General features: G+C 64.1%; 17 protein-coding genes. 4 read left to right on the top strand and 13 right to left on the bottom strand.

The features are described from left to right. Positions 1 to 142: 142 nt before the first annotated feature. Positions 143 to 1,993, bottom strand: a complete 1,851-nt coding sequence (locus tag JP75_RS20785; RefSeq protein ID WP_244446373.1) for an ABC transporter ATP-binding protein — start codon at positions 1,991 to 1,993, stop codon at positions 143 to 145. A 318-nt stretch (positions 1,994 to 2,311) separates the two neighbouring features. Between JP75_RS20785 and pepN the strand changes: the two genes are divergently transcribed. Continuing rightward, entirely contained in the window at positions 2,312 to 4,948 is a 2,637-nt protein-coding gene (pepN, locus tag JP75_RS20790) for an aminopeptidase N (RefSeq protein WP_035086584.1), read from the top strand. 269 nt (positions 4,949 to 5,217) lie between these two features. Beyond that, the gene (locus JP75_RS25555; RefSeq protein WP_051961051.1) at positions 5,218 to 6,873 is read left to right on the top strand and encodes a sensor histidine kinase; all 1,656 of its coding nucleotides are present in this window, start codon (positions 5,218 to 5,220) and stop codon (positions 6,871 to 6,873) included. A 173-nt stretch (positions 6,874 to 7,046) separates the two neighbouring features. On the opposite strand, the gene JP75_RS20800 is transcribed toward JP75_RS25555, so the two are convergent. Genes JP75_RS20800 through ccmI form a run of 5 tightly spaced genes read right to left on the bottom strand, consistent with a single transcriptional unit; the run spans position 7,047 to position 14,000 of the window. Then, positions 7,047 to 9,926 carry a bifunctional [glutamine synthetase] adenylyltransferase/[glutamine synthetase]-adenylyl-L-tyrosine phosphorylase gene (locus JP75_RS20800; RefSeq protein WP_160194746.1) on the bottom strand — a complete coding sequence of 960 codons (2,880 nt, stop codon included), beginning with the start codon at positions 9,924 to 9,926 and terminating at the stop codon, positions 7,047 to 7,049. 42 nt (positions 9,927 to 9,968) lie between these two features. Further along, positions 9,969 to 10,448: a cytochrome c-type biogenesis protein gene (locus JP75_RS20805; protein WP_035086585.1), complete on the bottom strand. Its 480-nt coding sequence runs from the start codon at positions 10,446 to 10,448 to the stop codon at positions 9,969 to 9,971. Next, the gene (locus JP75_RS20810; RefSeq protein WP_035086684.1) at positions 10,445 to 12,418 is read right to left on the bottom strand and encodes a heme lyase CcmF/NrfE family subunit; all 1,974 of its coding nucleotides are present in this window, start codon (positions 12,416 to 12,418) and stop codon (positions 10,445 to 10,447) included. The genes JP75_RS20805 and JP75_RS20810 overlap by 4 nt, the downstream gene beginning before the upstream one ends. Next, a complete protein-coding gene (ccmE, locus tag JP75_RS20815; RefSeq protein WP_084587837.1) occupies positions 12,415 to 12,891 on the bottom strand; it encodes a cytochrome c maturation protein CcmE in 477 nt (158 codons plus the stop codon). Before ccmE ends, JP75_RS20810 begins: the two co-directional genes overlap by 4 nt. Further along, positions 12,888 to 14,000, bottom strand: coding sequence for a c-type cytochrome biogenesis protein CcmI (gene ccmI / locus JP75_RS20820; RefSeq protein WP_160194748.1), 1,113 nt, complete (start codon positions 13,998 to 14,000; stop codon positions 12,888 to 12,890). Before ccmI ends, ccmE begins: the two co-directional genes overlap by 4 nt. Before the next feature lie 104 nt (positions 14,001 to 14,104). Between ccmI and JP75_RS20825 the strand changes: the two genes are divergently transcribed. Together JP75_RS20825 and JP75_RS20830 are read left to right on the top strand one after the other, a co-directional pair. After that, on the top strand, positions 14,105 to 15,181 hold the full coding sequence (locus tag JP75_RS20825; protein WP_035086587.1) for a hypothetical protein: 1,077 nt from the start codon (positions 14,105 to 14,107) through the stop codon (positions 15,179 to 15,181). Beyond that, on the top strand, positions 15,178 to 17,124 hold the full coding sequence (locus JP75_RS20830) for an FAD-dependent oxidoreductase (RefSeq protein WP_035086588.1): 1,947 nt from the start codon (positions 15,178 to 15,180) through the stop codon (positions 17,122 to 17,124). Before JP75_RS20825 ends, JP75_RS20830 begins: the two co-directional genes overlap by 4 nt. On the opposite strand, the gene JP75_RS20835 is transcribed toward JP75_RS20830, so the two are convergent. The 7 genes from JP75_RS20835 to JP75_RS20865 form a co-directional block, all read right to left on the bottom strand. After that, entirely contained in the window at positions 17,121 to 18,332 is a 1,212-nt protein-coding gene (locus tag JP75_RS20835; RefSeq protein WP_035086589.1) for a hypothetical protein, read from the bottom strand. The two genes, JP75_RS20830 and JP75_RS20835, sit on opposite strands and share 4 nt — an antisense overlap. A gap of 121 nt (positions 18,333 to 18,453) precedes the next feature. Beyond that, a complete protein-coding gene (locus tag JP75_RS25560; RefSeq protein ID WP_051961055.1) occupies positions 18,454 to 18,927 on the bottom strand; it encodes a hypothetical protein in 474 nt (157 codons plus the stop codon). 59 nt (positions 18,928 to 18,986) lie between these two features. Further along, positions 18,987 to 20,417 (bottom strand): ATP-binding protein, encoded by a 1,431-nt coding sequence (locus tag JP75_RS20845; RefSeq protein ID WP_051961057.1) that lies wholly within the window; start codon positions 20,415 to 20,417, stop codon positions 18,987 to 18,989. An 8-nt stretch (positions 20,418 to 20,425) separates the two neighbouring features. Next, positions 20,426 to 21,082 (bottom strand): response regulator transcription factor, encoded by a 657-nt coding sequence (locus JP75_RS20850; protein WP_035086590.1) that lies wholly within the window; start codon positions 21,080 to 21,082, stop codon positions 20,426 to 20,428. Between the two features lie 22 nt (positions 21,083 to 21,104). Continuing rightward, positions 21,105 to 21,404 carry a PepSY domain-containing protein gene (locus JP75_RS20855; protein WP_035086591.1) on the bottom strand — a complete coding sequence of 100 codons (300 nt, stop codon included), beginning with the start codon at positions 21,402 to 21,404 and terminating at the stop codon, positions 21,105 to 21,107. Between the two features lie 97 nt (positions 21,405 to 21,501). Next, entirely contained in the window at positions 21,502 to 22,239 is a 738-nt protein-coding gene (locus JP75_RS20860; RefSeq protein WP_084587840.1) for a glycoside hydrolase family 108 protein, read from the bottom strand. Further along, the gene (locus JP75_RS20865; protein WP_035086592.1) at positions 22,229 to 25,978 is read right to left on the bottom strand and encodes a baseplate multidomain protein megatron; all 3,750 of its coding nucleotides are present in this window, start codon (positions 25,976 to 25,978) and stop codon (positions 22,229 to 22,231) included. Before JP75_RS20865 ends, JP75_RS20860 begins: the two co-directional genes overlap by 11 nt. Positions 25,979 to 26,179: the final 201 nt, after the last annotated feature.

A 26,179-nucleotide genomic window follows, 5' to 3' on the forward strand; every position in this document is an offset into this window, starting at 1 on the left:
TGCCCCGAAGGGGCGGATGAGGGGTCTGCGATCCCTCCATACGACAGGGTGCGGGGATAGAACCCCTCACCCTGGAAAATCCGCTGAACGCGGATTTTCCGGTCCCTCTCCCGCAAGGGGCGAGGGGAAGAAAGAGCGGCGCTTACTGCGCCGCGTCCTCAACCTGGTCCATCTCGAGGAACCCGCCCGATTGGCGCGCCCAGAGCTGGGAATAGATGCCGCCCGTGTCGACGAGCTCGGCGTGTGTGCCCTGCTCGACGATCTCACCCTTATCCAGCACCACCAGACGATCCATCATGGCGATGGTCGAGAGGCGGTGCGCGATGGCGATCACGGTCTTGCCGCGCATCAAAAGCTCGAACTGGCTCTGAATGGCGGCTTCTACCTCGGAGTCCAATGCGGACGTTGCCTCATCGAGCACCAGAATCGGTGCGTTTTTCAAGAGCACGCGTGCGATGGCGATGCGCTGGCGCTGACCACCCGAGAGTTTCACGCCGCGTTCGCCCACATGGGCGTCGTAGCCCCTGCGGCCCTTGTAGTCCGAAAGGTCGGCGATGAAATCGTGAGCTTCTGCCAGCTTGGCGGCTTCGATCATCTCTTCTTCGGTCGCGTCGGGGCGACCGTAGACGATGTTGTCCCGCACCGAACGATGCAGCAGCGAGGTGTCCTGGGTGACGACGCCGATATTGGCGCGGAGGCTATCCTGCTGGATGGTCGAGATATCGTTGCCATCGACCAGAATGCGGCCGCCCTGCCGATCGTAGAAACGCAGCAGCAGGTTGACGATGGTCGACTTGCCCGCGCCGGAGCGGCCGACAAGGCCGATCTTTTCGCCCGGGCGGATATCGAGGTTGAGACCCTCGATGACGCCGGATGACTTGCCATAGTGGAACGAGACATTGTCGAACTTGATGTCGCCTTCGACGCGGCCGATCGGCTTGGCATCGGGCTTGTCGGAAACGACGCGCGGCAGCGAGATGGAATTGATGCCATCCTTGACCGTGCCGATGTTTTCGAACAGCGAGGACATTTCCCACATGACCCACTGGCTCATGCCCTGGAAGCGCATGACGAGGCCGAGCGAGACGGCGAGCGCGCCGGGGCTCATGACGCCCTGCATCCAGAGCCAGATGCCCGTGGCGCCCACCGAAAAGAGCAGCAGGGCGTTCGACCACAGCACCAGCATGTTGAGCCAGGTGAAGAGCCGCATCTGGCGATAGACGGTGTTCAGAAACTCATCCATGGCCTCGCGGGCATAGGACTCTTCGCGATTGGAATGGCTGAAGAGTTTTACCGTCGCGATATTGGTGTAGCTGTCGACGATGCGGCCGGTCATCATCGAGCGCGCATCGGCCTGGGCCTGGGAAATCTTGCCCATGCGCGGGATGAAATAGACCATCAGCGCGACATAGGCGACGAGCCAGACGAGGAAGGGAATGGCGAGTCGCCAATCCGCCGAGGCTGCGAGGAAAACGGCGCCGGTAAAGTAGACGACGACATAGACCAGCATGTCGAGGAGCTTCATCACCACTTCGCGCACGGCGAGCGAGGTCTGCATCAGCTTGGCGCCGATGCGGCCGGCGAACTCGTCCTGGAAATAGCTCATCGACTGGCGGATGAGGTAGCGGTGGGCCATCCACCGGATACGCTGCGGGAAGTTCCCCAGCAGCGTCTGGTGCATGGTCAGCGTCGAGAGCAGCGCGAAGCCGGGGAGGATGAAAACGATCATCGCGCCCATGAAGGCGAGCTTCCAGCCGTCCGTCTGCAGGAAGGTCTCGGGATTGGCACCGGCGAGCCAGTTCACCACGTCGCCAATGAAGCTGAAGACGAGGATTTCGCCGATGGCGACGGCCGCGGCGGCAAAAGCCATCAGGGCAAGCCACTTCTTGGCGCCATGGCTATAGTGCAGGCAGAAGGCCAAGAGGCCCTTTGGTGGCTCGGTCGGCTCTCCCGCGGGATAAGCGTCCAGCTGTTTTTCAAACCATTTCAGCACTTGCGTCACCATATATATCGTCCGGAAAGGACACCATGGCCGAACGCTAAGTGACGGCTATGACACAGGCCGTCAGCAGAGGCTGGCGATGGGCGATCCATCCAGGGAAATTTCAAAGACCGCGCTCGATACGTTCCATTGAACGCAGAGGAGCCGCGTGGCGTTTAGCCCAGGCCTCCTCCCCGATGCCGGTCCCGCGGCATCAAAGAATTGGGCTATGCAGCCAAGAGCGGCGTAGCATACACAAAAGGCTAGAGTCGGCTGTTGCCACTTGGCCACATTCGAGCGTCAGAAAATAACGTTGCACTGGACCATTTCATGCGCACCGAAACCGAGCACACGATCTTCCTCAAGGACTATGCGCCGACGCCCTATAGCGTGGTCGCCGTGGACATGGACTTCAAGATCACCGAGGCGGGAACGCGCGTTCGCACGCAAATGACCATAGAGCCGCGGCCGGAAACAGAACCGGGCACGCCGCTGGTGCTGGATGGCGACGGGTTGACGCTGCAATCGATCGCCATCGACGGGGCGCCATTGATGATGGTGGCGTACACAACGGATGATGATGGCCTGACCGTCGTCGAACCGCCCTTCCGACGCTTTGTGCTCGAAACCGAAGTCAATCTAACGCCCGAGACCAATACCAAGCTCATGGGCCTCTATCGCTCAAGTGGCACCTGGTGCACGCAATGCGAGCCTGAGGGGTTCCGACGCATCACCTATTATCTCGATCGGCCGGACATTCTCGCGCCGTTCAAGGTGCGCATCACGGCGCCGCGCGATATCGCGCCGGTCCTGCTCTCCAACGGCAACCTGATCGACAAGGGTGAAGCCGGCGACGGCATGCATTTTGCGCTCTGGGAAGACCCGTTCCCCAAGCCCGCTTATCTCTTTGCGCTGGTTGCCGGCGATCTCGGCTCGATCACCGATACATTTACCACCAGCAGCGGGCGCAAGGTCGATCTCGCCATCTATTGCACGCATGGCAAGGAGGCCGAGTGCCTCTATGCGATGGATAGCCTGAAACGCTCCATGGCCTGGGACGAAAAGCGCTTTGGCCGCGAATATGATCTCGATGTGTTCAACATCGTCGCCGTCTCCGATTTCAACTTCGGCGCGATGGAGAACAAGGGCCTCAACATCTTTAACGACAAGCTGGTCTTCGCCCTGCCAGAGACGGCGAGCGATGCCAATTATGCCAATATCGAGCGCGTCATTGCGCACGAATATTTCCATAACTGGACCGGCAATCGCATCACCTGCCGCGACTGGTTCCAGCTGTGCCTCAAGGAAGGCCTGACGGTCTATCGCGACCAGGAATTTTCCTCGGACGAGCGCAGCCGTCCGGTGCAGCGCATCCATGACGTGGAAAACCTGCGCATCACGCAGTTCCCAGAGGATGGCGGCCCGCTGGCCCATCCGCCGCGCCCGGATCGCTATCGCGAGATCAACAACTTTTACACGACGACCGTCTACCAGAAGGGTTCGGAAGTCGTGCGCATGCTAGCAACGCTCTTGGGCGAAGCTGGCTTCCGCAAGGGCATGGACCTCTATTTCGAGCGCCATGACGGCGAGGCGACGACCATTGAAGCCTTCCTCAAGGTCTTTGAGGATGCGACCGGCACCGACCTGAGCCAGTTTTCACGCTGGTATCTCAATGCCGGCACGCCTGCTGTCACCGCCAGCGACAGCTATGACGCGGCAAGCCAGACCTACACGCTGACCCTGACGCAAAAAACCGCGCCGACGCCGAACCAGCCGGACAAGCCGCCCTTCGTCATTCCGGTAAAGTTTGGCCTGATCGGCCCCAATGGCAGCCCGATGGGCTGGACCGCCGTTGCGGGTGGCACGGTCAAGGACGATCTCATCGTTCTCGATGGCGACAGCGTCACGCTGACCTTTACGGGCGTTGCCAATCGTCCGGTGCCCTCGCTGCTGCGCGGGTTCTCGGCTCCGGTAAAGCTCTCGACCAACCTGACCCAGCAGGACCTGCTGTTCCTCGCGCGGCACGACAGCGATCCGTTCAATCGCTGGGATGCGCTGCAGACCGTAGCGACCCAATTGATGGCTGCGGCCGCGACCGGCTCGCAGCCGGCCTCGGCCGATGTCGACGCCCTCCGTCAGGCCATCATGGACACGCTCGGCGATCCCGCGCTCGACCATGCGTTCAAGGCCCAGGTCATTGCCATGCCCGATGAAACGGTCATTGCGCGACAGATCGGCAGGGATGTCGACCCAAGCGCCGTAGCCGAAGCACGGCACGCGTTGATCCGCGCCATCGTTGGCCCCGTGGCCGAGCGCGTTGAGGCGCTTCATGCCGAATTGCAGGTCATCGAACCCTATAGCCCGGGTGCGGCCCAGGCAGGCCGCCGCTCATTGCGCAATGGCCTCCTCTCGCTGCTGACTGCCGGGTCGGACCGGGGTGCAGCTCTCGCCGAGGCGCAGTATCATGCGGCCAGCAACATGACCGATCGCTATGCGGCGCTTGCCATTTCCGCCCATAACTGGACCAAGGCGGCTCCCGCTCTCCTCGGCGATTTCCGCACTCGCTTCGGTGGCGATCCGCTGGTGTTCGACAAGTGGCTGGTTGCTTCTTCGCAGGCGCCGGACGATGCTGTCATCGAGCGGCTGCGGGCTATTCTGGCGGCGCCGGATTTCCCACGGACCAATCCCAATCGCTTGCGCGCCCTGCTCGGCAGCTTCGTCATGAGCAATCCGGCGCAGTTCGCTCGGGCCGATGGACTGGGCTTCCGGTTCGTGACGGAAGCGGCGGCCGAGATCGACAAGGTCAATCCGCAGGTTGCCGCGCGCGTGCTCACCGGCTTCCGCATTCTGCCGCTGCTCGAAGCGGGCCGCCGCGAGGCCGGCCGGGCGGCTCTCGAAGCGCTGAGGAATCAGCACACGCTCAGCCGCAATACCGGCGACATCATCGACCGAATCCTCGCTGGCTAAACGCCTGACAGAACGCAAAAATGAGATGCCTCCCCACCTCAAAAGGAGGAGGCATCGCTGTTTTCGGAGCCGCGCCGCATTGAGCGGCGTTTTTCACAGGGCTGTGGAAGGATTTTTCTTTCCGCCTAAGTGATTCAAGTGACTCACGTTTTGGCGCCGCGCCCGCAAAGGCGCAAACACCCCTATGGACAAGCCCCCTCGGGGTGATTCATTACTTGTTAACGAGCAAATCGCTTCGGGGCTAACCCTTTAAATTTACGGAGAATTTCATGCGGTCGTCGGAGGTATCCGGCGCCGATGCCGATGGATTCGGCATGGGCAATGGGGATAAATTTCGGCGCCTCCGCCGCCAGGGCACGGCTGCACCCCGCGGGTTCAGACACCGTGTCCTGACGCCGATGACGCTGGCCGTTGCCACCACCGCCTTTGCCGCAGCGACCCTTTTCATTGCCTACGATGTCGTCACTACGCTGGGCGAAGTGAAGCGCGAACTCTCGCTGATCGGCGTAGCCGTCGCGGCGCGCGTCGCCAATGAACCCATCACCCTGGCCGAAACGACCCTTGCCAGCACGCCCAGCGATTTTCCGGGGATCACCCAGGCGCGCTTTGTCGAGGCTGAGGCGGATTTCGGCGATTTCTTCTCCCACGCCGTGCCGGCCGGCTCGCATGGCCTGCTCAGCGTCCAGGCCGAGCAATCGGGCGCGGTTGGCGCCCTCGCTGGCCGTGGCGCCGCAGCCCTGGCGCTTGCCGGCCTCGTGACCGCGCTGACGCTGCGCCGCCGCCGCGACGAGGAGATGCCCGACCCGATGGAGCGCCACACCTATCGCTCCCTCACTTCGGCGATCCCCATGGGCATTGCCTGCTGGACCACTGATGGTCGAATGATCGTTTGCAATGGCGATTATCGCGAGCGCCTCAAGCTCGAAAGCGACAGCATCAGCTATCCCGAGGCCCTGGGGCGCCTCATTGCGGGCGGCTATATGAAACTGCTGCGCGAAGAGAGCGGCAATCGCCTGCTGGAACTGCACCAGCAAGACGGCTCCTGTCTCCTGATCGACGAACGCCCCCTGCCCGATGGCGGCTTCATGACGATCCTGTCGGACGAAACCGAACGCCGACGCACTGACGTCCTGCTTTCAACCATCCGCGAAGAACAGCGCCTGCTAGCGCGCCGCTACCACGAGGAAAAGATCAAGGCCGAGGCGGCCAGCCGCGCCAAGACCAATTTCCTCGCCCATCTCAGCCACGATATCCGCACCCCGCTCAACCACATCATCGGCTTTGCCGAGCTGATGGAATGCGAGACCTATGGCGAGCTGGGGGACCCGCGCTATGCCGACTATGTGCAGTCGATCAAGAATTCAGGCGAGCACCTGCTCAATTCCTTCGCTGCCATTCTCGATCTTGCCGAACTCGAAAACGGCCAGAAGGTGCTGCGCGCCGACGCCGTGCCGCTCGACGAGGTCATCAATGCGACTTGCCGCCGCTTCCGTGGCCAGATCGCCCGGGCCGGTCTTGCACTCTCGGTCAATGCCGAAACGGGCGCGATGCTCTGTGGCGATCGCCTGGCCTTTGTGCGCATGGTCGGCAATATCGTCGAAAATGCCATTCGCTTCACTCCGGCCGGCGGCAAGCTGACGCTGGCGACCTTTGCCGCGGACGATGGCGTCGTCATCGAGGTCACCGATACCGGCATCGGCATGACCGAGGAGCGGCTTTCGAGCCTCAGCCAGCCCTTTGCGCTCGGCGATGCGACCTTTACCCGAGAGGGTGTCGGCCCCGGCCTCGGTATTTCCATTTCGCGTGCCATAGCGGAACTGAGCGGGGGCCGCATGGTCATCGATTCCGCGCCATCCATCGGCACAACGGTCGCCATTTCGCTGCCGCTCGACGTGCGGCACAGCAAAGTGACCGTGGCGGCCTAGATCATGATCAACCGCGAGTGGCACGAAGCGCACCGCCTAGGCCCAAAGGCTAAACTGGACGAGCGCGTGGCGTGGCACATCGAGCATGCCCAGCTTTGTGGCTGCCGGGACATGCCCGAAAGCATCAAGGCAGAATTGGCAAAGCGCGGCATTCCGCAGCCTGAACGGCGGCGCTAGAGCGTTCGCGCCGTCTCGTACCAGGCCGCAGCGGCTGCGGCGACTTCTCCTTGCATCTCCGACACATCAAGCGCCAACCGCCCGAAATCGGGATAGTGGCAAAGCTGAGCAAGGAGGTCCTGGAATGCCGGCGACCAGGCTTCGTCCTTGAACGGACTGACCAGGGCCGAACTCATCACCTGCAGCACGGTCGCGTAAACCGTGTGGACTTCGGCGAGGCGCTGGCCCTTGGGAACGAGGCCGATTTCGCCGAGACACGCCAGAACCTCGGCCGGCGGCGCTTGCGGCAGGGCGATCTTTGCGCCCGCGACCAATTGCGCCGACTGGGCAATGAATTCGAGATCGACGAGACCGCCATTGGCGAGCTTCAGGTCAAAGGCGTGACGCGGCTTGCGCTCCTTGGCCATCAGCGCGCGCATGCTCACGACATCGTCGATGATCTTGCCCTTGTCGCGCGGCATTGCCATGACCTCGGCAATCTCACGCTCGACCACTTCGGGCAGATCACCCGTCCCCGCGACCACGCGGGCGCGGCTGAGGGCCAGGTGTTCCCAGGTCCAGGCCTCGCCGCGCTGATAGGAGCGGAAGGAGGCGAGGCTGGTGGCGAGCGGCCCGGCATTGCCCGAAGGACGCAGGCGCATGTCGGTTTCGTAGAGCACACCTTCGCTCGTCGGAGCCGCCAGAGCCGCCACGAGGCGTTGGGTCAGACGGGCGAAATAGTGCGACGGGGCCAGCGGGCGTTCGCCGTCGGATTCGGTGTACGGCGCGTCATAGAGCAGGATGAAATCGAGGTCCGACGTAAAGGTCATCTCCCGGCTCGCCATCTTGCCGAAGGCGAGGAGCGCCGTGGACGCGCCGGCAATGCGGCCATGGCGGCGCGAAAACTCTTCCTGCACGCTGGCATAGAGGCGGTTGAGCAGGGTTTCGGCCAGCGCCGTGAACTGTTCGCCGGCCACGGCAGCGCTGACCGTGCCCGAAAGCAGGCCCGCCGCCACAAGGAACTTTTGCTCCTGCCCGATGATGCGGGCCCGGTCGATCAGCTCTTCATAAGTGCGCGCATCGGCGAGGAAGGAATCCACCTTGGCAACCAGCACGTCGCGATGGGTGACATCATTGGCAAAGGCCGGATCGATGAGACCGTCCACCACATGGGCGCGATGGATCACCGCCTCGGCCATGCGCGGCGCCGAGGCCATGAACTGCACCAGCAAGGAGCGCAATTGTGCATGGTTACGCAGCAGCGCAAAAAGCTGCACGCCGCCGGGGAGACGCGATAGGAAATCGTCCATGCGCGCGAGGCCGAGATCGGCGCTGCCGGCATTGGCAAGCGTCGTCAGCAGTGAGGGCAGCAGCTCGGTCAGGTGCGCGCGCGCGGCAGCGCTGCGGGTGGCGGCATAGCTGCCATAATGCCATTTTCGCACGGTCTCGATGGCCTTGTGGGCATCGGCAAAACCCATATTGGTCAGAGTTTCGAGCGTGTTCGGGTCATCGTCGCTGCCGGTGAAAACCAGATTGCCTTCCACCGTGCCGAGGGACTCGCCCTCGGTGAAAAGCTCGGCATAGTAGCGCGCGACGCGTTCGAGGGCGGCGCGGTAGTCGGTTTCGAAGGTCTGGAGATCGGGCTGGTTCATCAGCCTGCCGATGACCGCTACCGCTTCGGGGGTCGCGGGCATGATGTGGGTTTGCTCGTCGCGCAGCATTTGCAGGCGGTTTTCGACGGCGCGGAGATACCAGTAGGTTTCGGTCAGTTCGCTCGCCGTGGTGGGGCTGATCCAGTTGGCGGCCGCCAAGGCCGCAAGCGCCTGCGAGGTCGGGCGCACGCGCAAAGCCTTGTCGCGACCGCCGGCGATCAATTGCTGGGTCTGGGCGAAAAACTCGATCTCGCGGATACCGCCGCGACCGAGTTTGACATTGTGGCCCTCGACGCGGATGTCGCCGACATTTTTGGAAACGTTGATCTGGCGCTTCATCGCCTGAATATCGGCAATGGTCGCGAAATCGAGATGCTTGCGCCAGACATAGGGCGCCAGCTCTTTCACAAAGGCCTCGCCCACCTGCTTGTCGCCCGCGCAGGGCCGCGCCTTGATCCAGGCGGCGCGCTCCCAGTTCTGACCGCGCACTTCATAATAGGCGAGTGCCGCGTCGACCGAGAGGGCGACAGGCGTCGAACCGGGATCGGGACGGAGACGCAGATCGGTGCGGAAGACATAGCCATGGGCCTGATGATCCTCCATCAGGCCGACCAGCTTCTGCACCATGCGCGAATAGATTTTCGTGCCTTCGCTCGGGTCGACCAGCACCGGCTTTTGCGGATCGAAGAAGGCGACGATGTCGATATCGGAGGAATAATTGAGCTCGCGGCCGCCATGTTTTCCCAGGGCGAACAGCGCGAGGCCCGAATTTTTGGCGCGCGCATCTTCGCGGGAAAGAGTCAACTGGCCCTTGTCGAAGGCCTGTACCATGAGGAAATCCAGCGCCGCTTCCAGCGCAGCATCGGCAAGATCGGAGAGCGCTTCGGTGGCGCGTGCCGTCGTCCAGAGGCCACCGGTTTCGGCGACGGCCGCAAGCAGTGCCGTGCGCCCCTTGGCGATACGGAGGGTCTGGCCGAGGCCCGCTTCGTCGGCAGTGATGCCCGCGTCGGCGACGGAGACCAGAAGCTCGGCAAAGACCGCGTCCGGCCCGCGCTCGAGCGCATCGGCCAGCCAATCGGCATGGGTGCGTGCCAATTCGAGCAAATAGGGCGCCGATTGCAGCAGGGTGCCGAGGGTCGGCGTGGCCACCTCGAAGGCGGAGACGGCCGTCGCCGGCAGCTCGGCCAGAAGAGCGTCGAAGGCAGGATGCGGAATGGCGGGCAAGGGCGCGAGATTGGTGCTCATGAAAGAGGCATATCCCGCCGCCATGGCGCCAGCAAGTCGCGCTCAGCCCTTTCGCGTCTCGTCTTCTCCGCCGCCGGAAAGTTCCGCCAGAACGCGCTTTTCGTCCTCGGAAAGGCCGACTTCGCCGGTCTTGGTGGGCGTGCGCCGGATGGCCCAGAACAGGGCGAAGAGCCCAAGGGCCAGCAGCACCGGCGCAGCGATCCAGAGGATCAGCGTGTGATTGTTGAGCCGGGGATTGAGCAGCACATATTCACCGTAGCGATCAACGAGATATTGTTCCACTTCGGCATTGCTATCGCCCGCCACCAGCCGCTCACGCACCAGAACGCGGAGATCGCGCGCAAGGTCGGCGTCGCTATCGTCGATGGACTGGTTCTGGCAGACGAGGCAACGCAGCCCCGCGGAAATATCGCGGGCGCGCTGCTCCAGAACCGGGTCATCCAGCATCTCATCAGGCGAGACGGCAAGGACAGCTGTGACGAGACAGAGCAGCAGGGCAAAAAGCGAAAGAAGGCGCTTCATTCCGCCGGCTCCAGAGCAGGCTTGGCCGCCCGCTGTGGCGCGCCGACACGCAAGCGCCGGTCGGTCAGCGACAGGACGCCGGCTCCGGCCATGACCAGGGCGCCGAGCCAGATCAGCAGGATGTAGGGCTTGTACCAGATGCGCACGACATGGGTGTCATCGAGCGGCTCGCCCAGTTGCAGGTAGAATTGCGACAGCCCATAGGTTTCGATCGCCGCTTCCGTGGTCGGCATGCCGCTCGCCACATAGGTGCGGCGTTCGGCCTCCAGCGTCTTGGCGCCGCCGCCGGGTGCCGTGACGGTGAAATGCCCGGTATCGGCCATGTAGTTCGGGCCGGGCACCTGTTCAAAACTGTCAAAAGCCAGCGTGTAGCCGCTCAGTTCCGCGGTTTCCCCGGGATTGAGCGTCGTCACCAATTCGGTTTCCCAGGCGGTGACCGAGACAATGCCGAGCACGGTCAGGCCCAGGCCCATATGCCCGAGTGCCGTTGACCAGATGGTGCGCGGCAGGCCGACGAGGCGGCGAAAACTTTCACCGACAGGAATGCGACCGATGCGCCCGCGCTCGATCAATTCGGCAAAGGCGCCAAAGGTCACCCAGAAGCCGAGCAGGAGCCCGAGCGGCGCCAGCGAAATGGAAATGCCGCCGAGCGCCGAAACCAGAATGGTGAGGAAGACCGCAAGGCCAGCGGCACCCGCCAGCCGTTGTCCCGCCGCGACGAGATCGGCGCGTTTCCAGGGCAGCAGCGGTCCAAACGGCAGCACCAGCAGCAGCGGCGCCATCAGCGCGCCGAAGGTGAGATTGAAGAAGGGAGCACCGACCGAAATCGTCGTTCCCGCCAGTGCATCGAGCAGCAGCGGATAGAGCGTGCCGACCAGCACCGCGCCTACCGCCGTTGCGAGGAACAGGTTGTTGAGAATGAGCGCGCCTTCACGGCTGATCGGCGCGAAAAGGCCGCCTTGCCTGAGGCTGCTGGCTCGCAGCGCAAAAAGCAGGAAGGCGCCGCCGATCAGCACGGCCAGAATGGTCAGGATGACCAGACCGCGCGTGGGATCGCTGGCGAAGGTATGGACCGAGGTCAGAATGCCCGAGCGCACGAGGAAAGTGCCGAGCAGCGACAGCGAGAAGGTGATGATGGACAAAAAAATCGTCCAGATTTTCAGCGCATTGCGCTTTTCCATCACCAGCGCCGAATGCAGCAGCGCCGTGCCGGCGAGCCAGGGCATGAAGCTGGCATTTTCGACCGGATCCCAGAACCACCAGCCGCCCCAGCCGAGCTCGTAATAGGCCCAGTAGGAGCCCATGGCGATGCCGAGGGTGAGAAAAATCCAGCTCAGCATGGTCCAGGGCCGTACCCAGCGGGCCCAGGCCTGATCGATGCGACCCGAAATCAGTGCCGCCATGGCGAAGGAGAAGCAGATCGAGAAGCCGACATAGCCGGCATAAAGGAGCGGGGGATGAATGGCGAGGCCGATATCCTGGAGGATCGGGTTGAGGTCCGAACCTTCCAAGGGCGGCGGAGACATGCGCGCGAAGGGATTGGAGGTGAAGAGCGTAAAGCCACCAAAGGCGGCGACAAGCAGGCTCTGCGCGCCCAAAACGAGATTGAGCAGATCAGCCGGCAAGCGCCGGCCAAAAACAGCAACCAGCGCGCCGAACAGCACGAGGATGAGAATCCAGAGCAGTAGCGAGCCCTCGTGATTGCCCCAGACGCCGGAGATCTTGAAGATCAGCGGCTTCAGCGAATGCGAATTGTCGACCGCCAGCTTGAGCGAAAAGTCCGAGGTAACAAAGGCCTGCACCACCGCAAGGAAGGCTACGGCGACAAGCACGAATTGCAGGATCGATGCCTGCGCCAATACCTGCGCGAGGCGCTGGCCGCTGCGCCACAACAAGAGCCCAGCCAGCGCCGAAACCGTGGCGATGGCGCAAGCCAGGATCAGGGCAAAATGACCAAGCTCGATGCTCACGGCGTTGCGGTCTCCGGCCGCCATTCGCCCTGGGCCTTCAGTGCATCGACGACTTCGCGCGGCAGATAGTTCTCGTCGTGCTTGGCGAGCACATTGGTGGCGGTAAAACTGCCATCAGGACCAATGGCGCCCTCAACGACCACGCCCTGCCCCTCGCGGAACAGGTCGGGCAGAATGCCGACATAGTGCGCGGCGATTTCGGTCGCGCCGTCAGTCACAACGAAGGTGTTCGATTGACCATCGCGCACCCAGCTACCGTCCTTGACGAGGCCACCGAGGCGAATGGGATGCCCCACTTCAACGCCGCGCGTCTGCACATCGGTTGGAGAATAGAAAAACACGATCTGGTCGCGTAGCGCCGTCAGCACCAGTGCAGCGGCAATCACCAACACAACGCCCAGCCCGGCAATGACCGCCAGGCGCTTTTGCTTGCGCGACCAGCCCTTGCGGCGAACGGCGGACGGCATGGTCATTGCTCAGCTCCATTGAGTTTGAGTCCGGCGGCCAGCGCCATGCTGTCGAGTTCGCCACGGTCGAAGGCGGCGGGATAAGCCGCCACCGCTCCGTCATAGGCAATCTGGGCATTGGGCAGGTCGCCGAGGACGATATAGGAGCGCACCAGTTGCGACCATTCCTCGACAGTTCCGCCTTCGGCATAGAGGCGTGCGGAAAGGCTCCCCACCATGCCGCGGATCATCTCCGCCTGATCCTCTGCCGTCGTATCGACGCCGTCATTCTGCGCCACGGCGAGGCCCTGACGCGCGGCCTGCAGCCACGGCTCGTCGCCTTGCGCGAGATCGATGGCGGCCTGCCAGAAGCGGCCGGCCTCTTCATATTGGCCCATGCGGGTCAGCTCGGCGCCGAGATAGAGCCGCGATTGAACATGGCCGGCGTCCATGTCTGCCGCCGTGCGCAGCAGGCCCATGGCTTCTTCCGACCCTGTCCCATCGGCCGCCAGCAGCAATGCCTCGGCACGATCGGTGAGCAATTGGGCGGTCGGCTCGGAAAGATCGATGACGCGGCCATAGGCATTTGCCGCATCGGCAAAGCGGCCGACTTCCAGCAGTGCCGGCGCCAGCACGGTCCAGCCGCGCAGGTCATCTGGATTAGCCGCAAGCTGGGCTTCGATGCGCTCGATTGCCGTATCGAGGCTCATATTCTGCGCCGCGACATCGGCACGACCGGCAAGCGGCTGGGCCGGTAGGTTCGGGCTGCCTAAAAAGGCATAAAGCCCGAGCGCCAGTGCCGCCACGAGCGCTGTGCCAGCGAACAGCGTGCCCTGACCCATTTCTCCTGCCACCGCTGGCGCGGTCTCTGCCTTGGCGCGCAGCATTTCGCGGGCCAGTTCGCCCTTGGCGCCCACGGCCTCCTCGGCCCCGATCTTGCCGGCAGCGAGATCGGCATCGATCCCGGCCAGCACGAGGCGGAAATGGCTGTTGGCATCAGCGCTTTCGGGCGCGCTCACGTTGACCATGCGACCGCGCCCCGCGTACAACAACGCGGCGCAGGCAATGGCGGTGACTGCAATGGCGATCGACCAGAAAATCATGGGCCCCAAACGCTTGCTTTCCTCAACGAGCAAGGTTGGGTCCTCTATAAGCCCATTGCGGCGAAAAACCATCAAAACCCGCGTGTTCGCTGTGGACGCATTGCCACAGCGGCAGCCGGTCGCAGGGATTTGAGGGCATGAGCGAGGCCGAGCTGGATTTTGCCGTCTTCGGTTCGAGCCCCCTGGCCGGGCTCATCGCCGGTCTGCTGGCGAGCCGGCACAAGCGCAGCGTGTTCATCGTCGGGGACGCCCAGGCGCGTTATCGCCTGCCGCGGACGCTCGACATGTCGGTCGCCCCGATCACGCGGCCCGAAACCTGGGCGCTGCTAAAGGCCTGCCTGCCTGATATTTCCAAGCTTGTCACGAGGATCGGGGGACGCCATGCGCTGCGCCGCGTCGACCCCATTTTCTTTGCCGATGGCCCGGCCGCCCGCGAGGCCCTCGGGCATTTTTCGCACATGGCCCGCGCCCATGGCATGATCCTCGAAACCGTGCCGCCGGCAAAGATCGGCGTCGACCGCACTGCCCTGCGCATCAACGACGCCGTGACCATTCATCGCCCGGGCTTCGAGCCTGCCATGGAAGCCTGGCTGGGCGAAAGCGGTGTTCGCCGCCTCGCCCCCGAGGCCGCAACCATGGCGCCCGGCGGCGCTACTGCCATCAAGGCCGGCGAGGAAATGCTCATCGCCCGTCGCGCCATCCTTGTCGATGACTCGGCCATTTTGCGCTCCTTGCCGGGCTGGCAATGGCCGGCCCAATTGCTGCGCCAGCCGCACGCAACCATCCTGACCGCATCGAGCCGCCACCTCGCCGGCCCGATCATGATGCAGCTCGATAGTGGCACCATTCTCGTGCAACACGAGGAAGGCGGCATGGCTGCCATGGGTCCGGGTGGTCTCAGTGCCTTTTCCGGCCGCCTCGCGACGCTGCTCGCCGAGACCGGACAATTGCAGCAGGTCGGCCAGGTCGGATACGAAATCCTGATGCCGAACGATGGCGCCCCACTCCTTGGCCCCGTCGCCAGCGATGGACCGCTCATCCTCACCGGCCTCGGACCGATCGGCGCCTTTCTGGCGCCCGCTCTGGCGCGCTGGCTCGCGGGAGAGGCGAGCGACGACGAGGCCGAATGGTGCGAGGCGCGCCGCCCCGACAAGCGCGGTCTCGGTCGTTCCGTCGCCGAGTTCAATTCCCGGATCGAAGAGCAGGCGGCATGAGGCCACAGACCAATCGCCTGCCCGCCACCACCGGCAAGGGCCTTGCCGGCGCGCATATCGACCGGACCCGCCCGATCCGGTTCACCATCAACGGCCGCGTCACGCCCGGCTTTCAGGGTGACACGGTCCTCAGCGCTCTCCTCGCCGCGGGCGTCGATACGATTGGCACCCATGCCGGCCAGCCGCTTGGTCTCCGCGCCGGGGCTGCTCCCGCCATTGCCTATGCTGCCAAAGCCAGTCTGCCCGAGCACGCCCTGCCGATGGAGCGCACGCCCGCCCGCGATGGCGCCGAATATCGTATCGTCGCCGAAGGCCCGACAGCCGGCCTCTTCGCGCGCCTCTTCCAGCCGGGACGCACGCTCGGCCTCGCGCTTGATACGCCCAATAGTCTCGTGCGTCCCTGGCGCTCCATTCGGGGCGAGAAGGCCGAACCCACCGACCTGGTCGTTGTCGGTGGCGGTGTTGCCGGCATGGCCGCGGCCCTTGCCGGCGCCCATGCGGGGCTCAAGGTCAAGCTCATCGAGGCAAGCCCGCATCTCGGCGGTCATTCCGGCCTTTTCGGCACCCAGGATGGCGAAAGCACGCCCGAGGAAAATATCGCGGCGCTGACCGCCGAAATTGCGGTGAATTCGACAATCACGGTTCTCACCCATGCCGAAGTTTTTGCCATCGGCGAAGGCGTCGTACGCGTGCACCAGCTCGATATCAGCGGCGAGCGCGTCGAAAGCCGGGTGGTCGACCTGCCGGCGCGCCATATCGTCCTCGCCACCGGCGCATTCGAGCGCCTGCCCGTGCTGCCGGGCAATCGCCTGCCCGGGATAGCGGGCGCCCAGGAAGCGTTCGAACTCGCCTATCGCTACGGCATCTGGCCGGGCCAATCCTGGCTCCTTGCCACCTCCGCCAATCCCGCCTATCGCCTCGCCACCCTGCTCGCCGAAAGCAATATCAACCTTGATCGCATCCTCGATGGCCGCGACCAGGCCAGCTCCCGCTATATCGAATTCTGCAAGGCCTATGGTTTCAGGCAGTTTCCCGGCACTATTCCGCTCGCCGTCATGCCCGGCGCCGGTGGCCGCCTTTCGGTCGAGCTGCCGCATGGCGAGCCGGTTGCCGTCGACCGCCTCGTGCTCTGCGGCGGCTGGCAGCCGGACCTGACGCTCTGGCACCTGGCCGGCGGCGAAAGCCGCTGGAATATGCGCAGGGAACGCCTCGAACCCCTGGGCGAAGTGCCGGGCCTCGTCCTCGCTGGCTCCGCCGCGGGACATTTCACCCGACGCGGCTGCGTCACGAGCGGCATTCATGCCGTCGATCGCCTGCTCGGTCGCCCCGGCCAGGGTGTCGACGATCCCGTCATCGACGCCTTTTATGAAACCCCCGACCGGCAGATGTACGTGGGCGATAGCGAAGACGCGCCCGCGCCCACCTATCTCGATGCCGACAATACCTTGATGCTGCGTCCGGCCCCGCCACCACGACGCCGCTGGACGCAGATTTTTCGTGGCTCCCATACGGGACCGGTGCGAGTCCTGTCGGAAGCACCACAACCGCTCTCCATCGGCGCCATTTGTGCTGGGGTCAGCATCGGCCTCATCCCGCCGGACTCTGCCGGGGTGGTCGCGCAGGAGCGCGTTGCGCTCGTGCCTCTCACAGCCGTCGTCCCGCCGCAGCAAACAACCGCGGAATACAGCATCGGGGCTCCGCCCTATCTCGCGGATCGCTTTGGCCATGATGCCGTTGTGGCGACCCTGCGCCACGACCCGTCGCGCCAGCTTGGCAGCGGCGCCCTGATTTTCGAAGGGGAAGATACGCTTGATCCGCGACGAGCAGTCGGCGTCGTCCTGCGTACTCGCAACGGCAAGACCGAAGCGCTTGTTGCCGCTTCGGTTCGCGATGCCGTGGTACGCGATCTCGGCCAGGCCGTCCCGGCCGAGGTGGAAACCTAGTTCCGCCGCTCTGCCGCCTGCCGCGCACGCTTCAGCGTATCGGCATATTCCGGCGAGAAACGCACCTGCGCCATCTGAATGACGGCATCGAGGCGGGCGATGGTATTGGCGTCGTCCGGATTTTCCTTGAAGAGATCCATATTGCGCTGGATGTGAATTTCGAGCGCCTGTCCCGACTGGTGCCAGGCTTGCTCATAGACCGTGTTGAGCGCCAGGGAATCGCGGCAATCGCGCACGGTAGCGAGGAGATAAATCCCACCCACCGCCGCCAGCAGCTTGTCGGTATCGAGCCGGTCGGTAGTTTCGCGCCGGCGCATGGCCTGGTTGAGGTCGGTGACGACCTCCTTGAGCCGAGGCTCGATGCGGTCCGAGACATGCTTGGTGATGGCCGACAAGACGGCCGTCGCCTGGCTGCCGCGGGAGAATTCGAGGTAGCCGGTCAGGGCGCGCACCAGCCTATGGAAACGCTCGAGCGCCCGGCAGATCAGGTCGACATCGGCGAAGGGCCCAATGGCCTGGAAGTACCGCAACTGGTTCTGCGCATGCGACACACAGGCATCGATCAGCGGCCCCAGGCCCGAACGGCGCACCGAAACTTCGGTGGCGGCGCCGGAAACCTTGATCGCGGCGAGGATGAGTTTGGTGGGCTGCGCCACCTGCCCCATGGCCGCCTGAAAAACCAGTGCGGCGAGCGCCGGGTCCTGCAGCGGCATGGCCTGCATGGCGGTGCCGAGTGCGGTTTCGTCGGAGATCGTATTGGTCGCCTTGCCAAAAGCCTGGGCTTTGCCCAAAAGCGCCCGGTTGCGGAGGGCCAGCATCACGGTCGGCAGGTGATGTCGCGCGTCCTCGCGGCCCAATTGCGCCGAAAGACGCCGCGCGCCTTCGGCATCGGCCTGGCCCTGGGCGAGCCCGGCCTTCATGCGGCCGAGAATTTCGGGCATGGCCGCTTCGACATCGGCAGCCATCAGCGTGCCGCTGCTCAGCTTTTCGGGCGCGAAAATGTCGTTGCAGAGGTCACGCGTCACCCAGACCCATATGGCCTGGGCCGCTTCGGCATTCACCGATCCGGGAAAATTCTCGATCACCGGTTCCTGCACAAGAACGGCATCGATGAGGCCGCAGAAGGGCCCCGAAGCCCTGGTGGCTGCGGCACCCGAGTTTGTCGGGGCCGACGCACTCACGTCCGCGCGGTTGGCAAGCTGTGTCATCAATACTATCGGTCAGAGGGGTGTTTGCCTGCGAGCCTAACGCCCGCAGGTAAACAATCCTTAACTGCCGAGTGCGGACTTATCGCGAAGACCGGCCAGCATCACCAAATGGCTGAGGTTTTCAGGCCGCGCCCTGGACCACGTTCCAGTTGCCGGTCTGCTCGCGGCAGGCGGTGCCCTTCTTCACGTAGTCCTGGCCATTGACCTTGACCGTGTGGGTGAAGTCGCGGCAGTCGAGATTGTTGACGCGAACATAGGGTCCCACGGAAACCGAACCGGTCGTGCCCTTGTCGCCGGCCCACTGGCGCGGGGCGCCCGGGCGGCCGAACTGCAGGGCGTAGAACTGGGCGCTATTGGCTTCGTTCGAATCCTTGGCGGTCATCACGGCGAGGGCTGCCGGATCAACGAAACCGTTCGAGATATTGGTCGTCAGGCGCGCCTGCTGCACGTTCTGGGCCGAACTCGGCACCAGCGGCTGGGCGATGACGGGAGCAGTGACAACCGGCGCCTGGGCCACCTGGCTCGTCCCGGTGCTGGAGCAACCGGCGAGAACCAGAGCAAGAACTGGCGTGGCAAACAAGGCGAAGCGATTCATTGATATGGACCTTTTCAGCATATGGTCGGTACTTGTTGAGCCAATGCGGCGAAAGTGCGTCAGGCCGCAGGGGATCGAACCAAACCGCCCAGCCGTGCCGTGGGCAGGCGGAGTTCGACCAGAAGCCCGCCAAGCGCGGAACGCTTGAGCTCGAGACTTCCGCCGTAGACATCAACCAGTTCCTTGACGATATCCAGCCCAAGTCCGGATCCCGGCGTTTTCTCGTCCAGCCTGACACCGCGGCGCAACACTTTGCGCGCGTCGTCCTCGGAAAGTCCGGGGCCGTTGTCATCAATACGAATCAGCAACTGCGTGCCCTTGGCGTTGCGCTCGCTCGAGAGCCGCACCCCTACCTGCCCCTTGGACCACTTGCAGGCATTGTCGAGCAGGTTCCCCGCCATTTCCTCGAGGTCGGCCTCGTCTCCCCTGAACCAGGGCAGCGAAGCATCCGGCCGCTGGAAAGCCACGGTCACATCGGGATGGATTTTGCGCATCACGCGTGTCAGGCGCAGCATGATCATGGTCGAGTCGGCCTTCTTGCCGACAATGGATGTACGGGCTGCCAGCCGCGCCCGTTCGAGATAGGTCGAGACCATATTGCTCATTTTCTCGGTCTCGGCCTGCACGACGTCAGCCAGCGCACCCTTCTTGGCGCCTGCCTCGTTGCGAAGCACTGCAATCGGCGTCTTCAGCCCATGGGCAAGATTGCCCACCTGATTGCGCGCCCGCTCGATGATCTGCGCATTCGAGCGCAGCAATTCGTTGACCTCTTCGGCCAAAGGCGCGATTTCGGTGGGATATTGCCCGGTGATTTCGGTGCTTTCACCCTCGCGCACGCTTTCAATGGCAGCGCTGAGCTTGTCGATCGGCCGCAGCGCAAAGCGCGCCACGATCACGCTCATGATCGCCAGCATGGCCCCGACCGCGCCGAGCACGATAAAAGTCTGCCCGCGGAAATCTTCGACGAGGCCGAGAATTTCGGTGAGATTGCCCGCCACCTCGATGCGATAGGTTTCGCCATCGAGCGTCACGCTGCGTTCGAGAACGCGGAGCTGGGTGCCGAACGCATCCGCCACGACGCCCGTGCGCCGCCCGAGTTCATCGAGCGACCCGGTCAGTTGCGGCAGGTCGATGCCGACCACCGACGTCGAGAGATTGACGAGCACACCGTCGCCATCGCGAATGATCCAGTACCAGCCCGAACGCGGCCGGTCGAAACGCGGGTCGGCCAGAGCAATATCGGGATCACGCGGATCGCCCACTTCGAGCAGGATGCCGGCAAGGCTTTCGACGTGAAAATCCAGCGTCTGCGACAGCGTCGTATCGAGTGCGCGCGAATAAAGATCGGTGAGCAGAAAGCCAGTCGCGAGCAGCGCTACGACGAGCCACCCCACCGTCAGCCAGAAAAGCGAGGCGGCAATGGAGCCCTTGCGCAGCCAGTTCTTGGCCGCCTGGGGTTGCGGCGCCGGTTTCTCGGCCTCGCTGGACAAGGCCGAACCTACTCGATGATCTGGTAGCCGAGGCCACGCACGGTCTGGATGCAGTCTTCCGGCAGCTTCTTGCGCAGGCGCCCGACAAACACTTCGATCGTGTTGCTATCGCGATCAAAATCCTGGTCGTAGAGATGCTCTGTAAGCTCGGTGCGCGACACCACCTTGCCCTTGTGGTGCATGAGATAGCTGAGGAGCCGCAATTCGTGGCTCGTCAGCTTGATCGCCTGCCCGTCCACGGTCACCCGGCCCGAACGCGCATCGAGCCGCACGGGTCCGGCCGTGATTTCATTGCTGGCATGCCCCGCGGCGCGGCGCACCAGCGCGCGGAGGCGCGCCAGCACTTCTTCCATATGGAACGGCTTTGCCACGTAGTCATCGGCGCCGGCATCGATGCCCTGCACCTTGTCGCTCCAGCGATCGCGCGCCGTCAGCAGCAGCACGGGCAGGGTCTTGCCCGCCCGCCGCCATTCTTCGAGCACGGAAAGGCCATCCATCTGCGGTAGGCCGATATCGAGCACCACCGCGTCATAGGGTTCGGTATCGCCGAGGAAATGTCCCTCTTCCCCGTCAAAGGCCACGTCCACGACATAGCCTGCTTCGGTCAGAGCTTCCTTGAGCTGCCTGTTGAGATTGGTATCGTCTTCGACAACTAGAATACGCATGACTGCCCCCGCCGCTCAGCTGCTATTGCGCGTTCAGAACCAAATTCTGCGCCTGACCGTCAGCCGTCAAGACACCAATGATATAAACCAGTTGCCCGCCCTGGTCACAAACCTGAACGTTCAGGATTTCAGCAGAGGGATCGACCCCGGCCGAGGCCAATACCGCATCGAGCGACATGATCTGGCCGGAGGTGACCGCCTCCTGAATTTCCTGGCGGCCAAGGCAGGCCTGGGCCTGGCTCGTTCCGGTGCCCGCAAGGGCAAGGGCGAGCGCCAGGGCGATGGCAGCAGCAGCGGAAGGTTTTGGGGCTTTGGTTTTCATGAGGCCAAACTAGCGGGGTCTTACTGAATGGGACATGAATAAGGCAATTCATCTTGGCGTCCACAGTTCCCATTATGCGCGGGGCCCCGCGCGCATCTCACGCTGCGTCGCTTTTGAGCCCCTTGCGCAGGAAGATGATGGCCAGGGCTTCCAGAATGAGGCTGCCCGCCGAACCGCCGTCGAGCGCGGGCAGCTCCACCCCCAGCACCTGCGCCAAACCGGCCACCAGCATGAAAGCCGCGACAATATAGGTCCGGTAGCCCGACAACATGGTCATGATTTCTCTCCGTTGCATGGATGAAGGAAGTTTCACATCAATCAGCGCTGCCGCCCTGATTTCGGCCACGCGGCGCGTCCAGCCCCGGCCAAAGACCGCAAAACTGGTCAGCCGCTGGAGAAAGCTCAGGCGCCGGTCGCAGAGCATATTGATAAGTCGCCTTGGATCGGCCGCTTCGACCGCCGCCAGCGTTACCGGCCCGATCTCGCCATCGGCCGCGACGCCAAGCGCCGCCTGCAGCACACGCGCTGCCCGGTCCGGACCCGAATTGACGGCAAAGTCGAACAGCGCCAGGTCGACCCCGCTCGGCATGGAACCGGCCTTAGCCGTGTTCCAATAATTTGCCCGATAGATCAGCGCCGCTTCATTCCGCGTCAGCGCTGCGACTGCCGTCTTGGGCAAACCCGTCCAGGGCGTCACCTTTCGCCAACGCGCCAGCGTCTTGCGGGTAATCCCCATATTGGTGGCCCCGCCGGGATCGCTGGGATGGTCGACATAGCCGCCCTCGTGCCGCAGAATTTCAGTCAGGCAGCGCTCGAACCGCTCGTCATTCGCCATAGATCCCCTCCGCCGCATGACCTGCGCCCAGCGCCGCACTCACCTGCGCCACCGAAAATCCGAAACTGGTAGCAAGGCCGCCGAAATCCGCAGCCTGTTCGGCTGCGCCATAGCTCGCCGAAGCCATCGAAACCTCGATGCTGCGCTTGAGCGTCAAGCCATCAAAAATGGAAAGCCGATAGAGCTCGGGCGTCACTTCCAAAGCCGGCTCCGCCGCCCCCCAGGCATCGTCCTCGGCTCGGCTGCGCCGCATCCAGGAAAAGACAACTGCGTCCGCCCCATTCCTTTCGGCTCGCAGATGGACCGGCGCCAACGGCAATCCCGGTTCGGTTGTCGTCGAAACGGTGAGCACCTGACCGACGAGATCGGCCGTACCGGCATAGGCGTGAATATCCCGCGCCTCTCCCAGCCGCCCGGCCTCGACCGGCACCACGCCCACCTTGCCATCGAGCACGATCACCCGCCGCCCGGGCGACACCGGCCCCATGGCCCAGTCCGTGCCCTCCAGCCCGCGCAGCAGTTTCGTCAGCCGATAAAGCCCCGGGTCGACCAGCTCCGCCTCGGCAAAACCGATCACCTCCCAGAACCCGGCATCGGTCTCCATCGCCAGCCGATTGCTTCCGGCGAGCACCCCCGCCTCCGCCCCATTGGCAATATGCCCGCCATAGAGCCGGATGCTGAGATCGCTCCCCCGATCCCAGACCGCGACCGGCCCCGGACCAATGCCCTCGACCACTTCGCCCAGGGCCGCCGCCCGCGTCAGATCGAGCAACCCGGCACCCGTCGCCACATCGACCAACCGCACCGTTCCCGGCCAGGGTTTTGCATAGGCGCCAAATACCAGCCGGCTCCGGCCGGGATCGCTTGCCAGCGGCGGCAGATGTGCGGCAAAAACCACCGGCGCCACCGCCAGTCCAACCACCGGTGCCGTCGCCGGCGCCCGATCAATCCCCGTCGCTGAAGCCGTGCCCGCCGAAACCGCCCGCGCCGTTATCCGCCGCACCGCGCCATCGCGGATCTCGGTGACTTCGTACGGCCCCTCCCCGTCGACCACCACCCGATCCCCCGGTTCGATCGCCACGAGATTGGGCGGCAGGGAAAACTCCACCGTATCCGCCGACGCGGCGCGATCATCCAGTAGCCGCTCCGCCGCGAGGCGCGCCGATGCCCCATCGAGCACCATATTGACGCTTTCGCTGACCAATTGCCCCGCGCCCGGACGCACCGCCGTCGCCGAGGCAGAAAGATAGTCGCGCCCCTTGTCGAAATGCACCAGCGCCAACCGCCCCGGCCGTTCCACCGCCGCCGCCCGGCGCTGCGAGAGCACCGCGCCCTCGTCCTGCGCCAATTCCTCGCGCTCGAATCCGACAACCGGGCCCCCGCGCGCCGAAATGGCCACGAGCACGCCCCCACGCGCCACCAGCCTTTGCCCGGTAATTTCGAGCAGCGGTTCCAGCGCATCGCGCGCTGTACCCGGCCCCGAAAGGATCACACCCGCAACCATGGGATCGGACGCCCCGGCATGCACTACCGCGCCATGCTCGGCCGCCATGGCCGAAGCCATTTCGTCATTGCTCATGGCCCCGAGCCGCCCGGTCAGCCAGTGCCCCGTGGCATGATTGACGCCGTCGGCCCAGACATCGGTCCGTGCCGGAAAAGCCGGATACGGCCGCGCATCCCAAGTCCAGCAATAGATCCGCTCGGGATCGACCATGCCCGCCGGATTTTTGGCCGGGCTCCCCCAGTGCCGGTAATGCGCCCGCAAAAACTGTCGCTGGATCAGCGGGTCCGACAGCCCATTGGAAAAGTACGGTCGCCCGCCCTCAGAACTCTTCGCGTCACCGAAAATATTGGGCTGGTTCGCCCCTTTGTCGACTGCGGCGCACCCAAGCTCTGTTAGCCAAATCGGCTTCGAGCCCGGCACCCAGGCCGTCGGCGATCCTGCCCTTACGCCACCCGGCCGATCATAATGATACTGGCCCCAGAAGGCCGAAATATCCTTGTATCGCCAGATCCAATGCTCGCCATGCGCCCCATCGGCAATCGGTGTGCGCACCTGCGCCACCCGATCCGCATCGCTGGCATAATACCAGTCGAACCCCTCACCCCCGGCAATATTGCTGCCGAGATAATCGGGGTCATGCGTACTCCCCGCCGCCGCATCGAGATGCCCCTGGCCATCCCGCCAATCGGCCGCCGGCATATAGCAGTCGATCCCCACCGCATCGATATTGGGTGAGGCCCAGAGCGGATCGAGATGAAAGAACTTTTGGCCGCCCCCCGGCTGATAGCCCGAATACTCGCTCCAATCCGCCGCATAGCTGAGCTTCGTCGACGACCCGACGATCGCCCGCGCATCCGCCGCCAGCGCGACCAGCGCCGCAACGAAGGGAAACGAATTCCCCGCCCCGCGCACGGTCGTCATCCCACGCATTTCCGAGCCGATAAGCAGCGTCTCGACACCCGTCTCAGCCGCCATCTGCGCATAGTGGAGGATCATCGCCCGATAGCCCGGCAAAAACGCCGCCACCTGGCTCGTCGCCGTCGCAGTACCATCCGGCGATCCGGAAACACCCACCGCCGGATGACAGGTAATGCGCCCGCGCCACGGATAGCTCGCCTGCTGGCTCCCGCCATAGGGATCAGCCAGACCATTGCCATCAGGCACATCCATCATGATCAGCGGATAAAGCGTCACAGAAAGCCCGCGCGCCCGCAGGTCCGCGATCGCCGCGCGCACCGCCCCATCCGAGGGCGTCCCGCCATAAGCGGGCCCGCCCCCATGGCTCGACACCACCGGCACGGACCCGCGCGAAAATCCCGCGACGCTCCAGGAAACGCCCTGCACATCCCGGCTCGCCGCCTCGACCCGCGGCCCGATCTGGCAAGACCCGCAGCGCAGGTCATTGCCGAACCAGCTCACCACCAGCGACACATGTTTGAGGTTCGGGCAAAGCTCCTGCAGCTCATTGATGGACACGGTCCAGTCGCTGACACCGGGCTGCACATGCGCATTTTCCGCCGCGCCCGTCCCCATGCCCAGCACGCGCAGGCGCGGCACCGGGTCATAGCCAAACTCCGTCGCCCCCGGGATCACCGTCACCGCGCGAATGGACGTTTCAAGATCCCCCACCGGCCGGCAAAGCTCCGCCGAAATCTGCGGAATGCGATTGCCGAAGCGCGAGAGCGGTAGGTTCTCAAATACCATGTAGCAGAGCCCGCGATAGGCCGGCGCATTGCCCGCCCCCTGCGTCGCCTCGATCAGCCCATCCGGCATCTGCCCGTTGCTGCCGTCATAGAAGCGGTAGTTGATCCCCCTGAGATCAAGCAGTTGCCCATCCGCCCAGACCCGCCCCAGCCGCGTCACTCGCCCCTCGCAAAACCCGATGGCAAAGCTCGCGCCGATCTCGTCTTCCTTTTCCTGCTGCTGGGGCTGCTGCCCCCAACCCTTGGCGCCCGCCGTCTCGCCGCCCAGCACTTCCAGCTCGCGCGCCCAGATGATGTTCCCAGAAAGCCGCCCCCAGCCATAAAGCCGCGGAATGGCCGCCCCCTCGACCGACCCGCCAATCCTGACGTCAAACGTCGCCTGCTCGCGCTGCTTCGGCGTCTCGCCAAACAGCCAGCTATCGATGGCGCTCCCCGCCAGCGCCCCCAGCGCCCGCCCCACCGTCGCGCCAATCGGCCCACCAACGAGCCCCCCGGCGAACTGCCCCGCCAGAGATAAAGCCAAAGTCGCCATGTTTTTGGTCCTTTATTCGTGAGCCCGCCTCTTCCCTCGCCCCTTGAGGGAGAGGGACAGGAATTTCTTCGTTCAGAAGAAATTCCAGGGTGAGGGGTTCTCTCCTCCGCAGAGGAGCGAGTAGTAACATCGCATACCCCTCATCCGCCCCTTCGGGGCACCTTCTCCCGCAAGGGGAGAAGGCAGGCCGGCGTCTGCGAA

Origin of the sequence: Devosia riboflavina, assembly GCF_000743575.1 — a bacterium.
Lineage (GTDB): Bacteria > Pseudomonadota > Alphaproteobacteria > Rhizobiales > Devosiaceae > Devosia > Devosia riboflavina.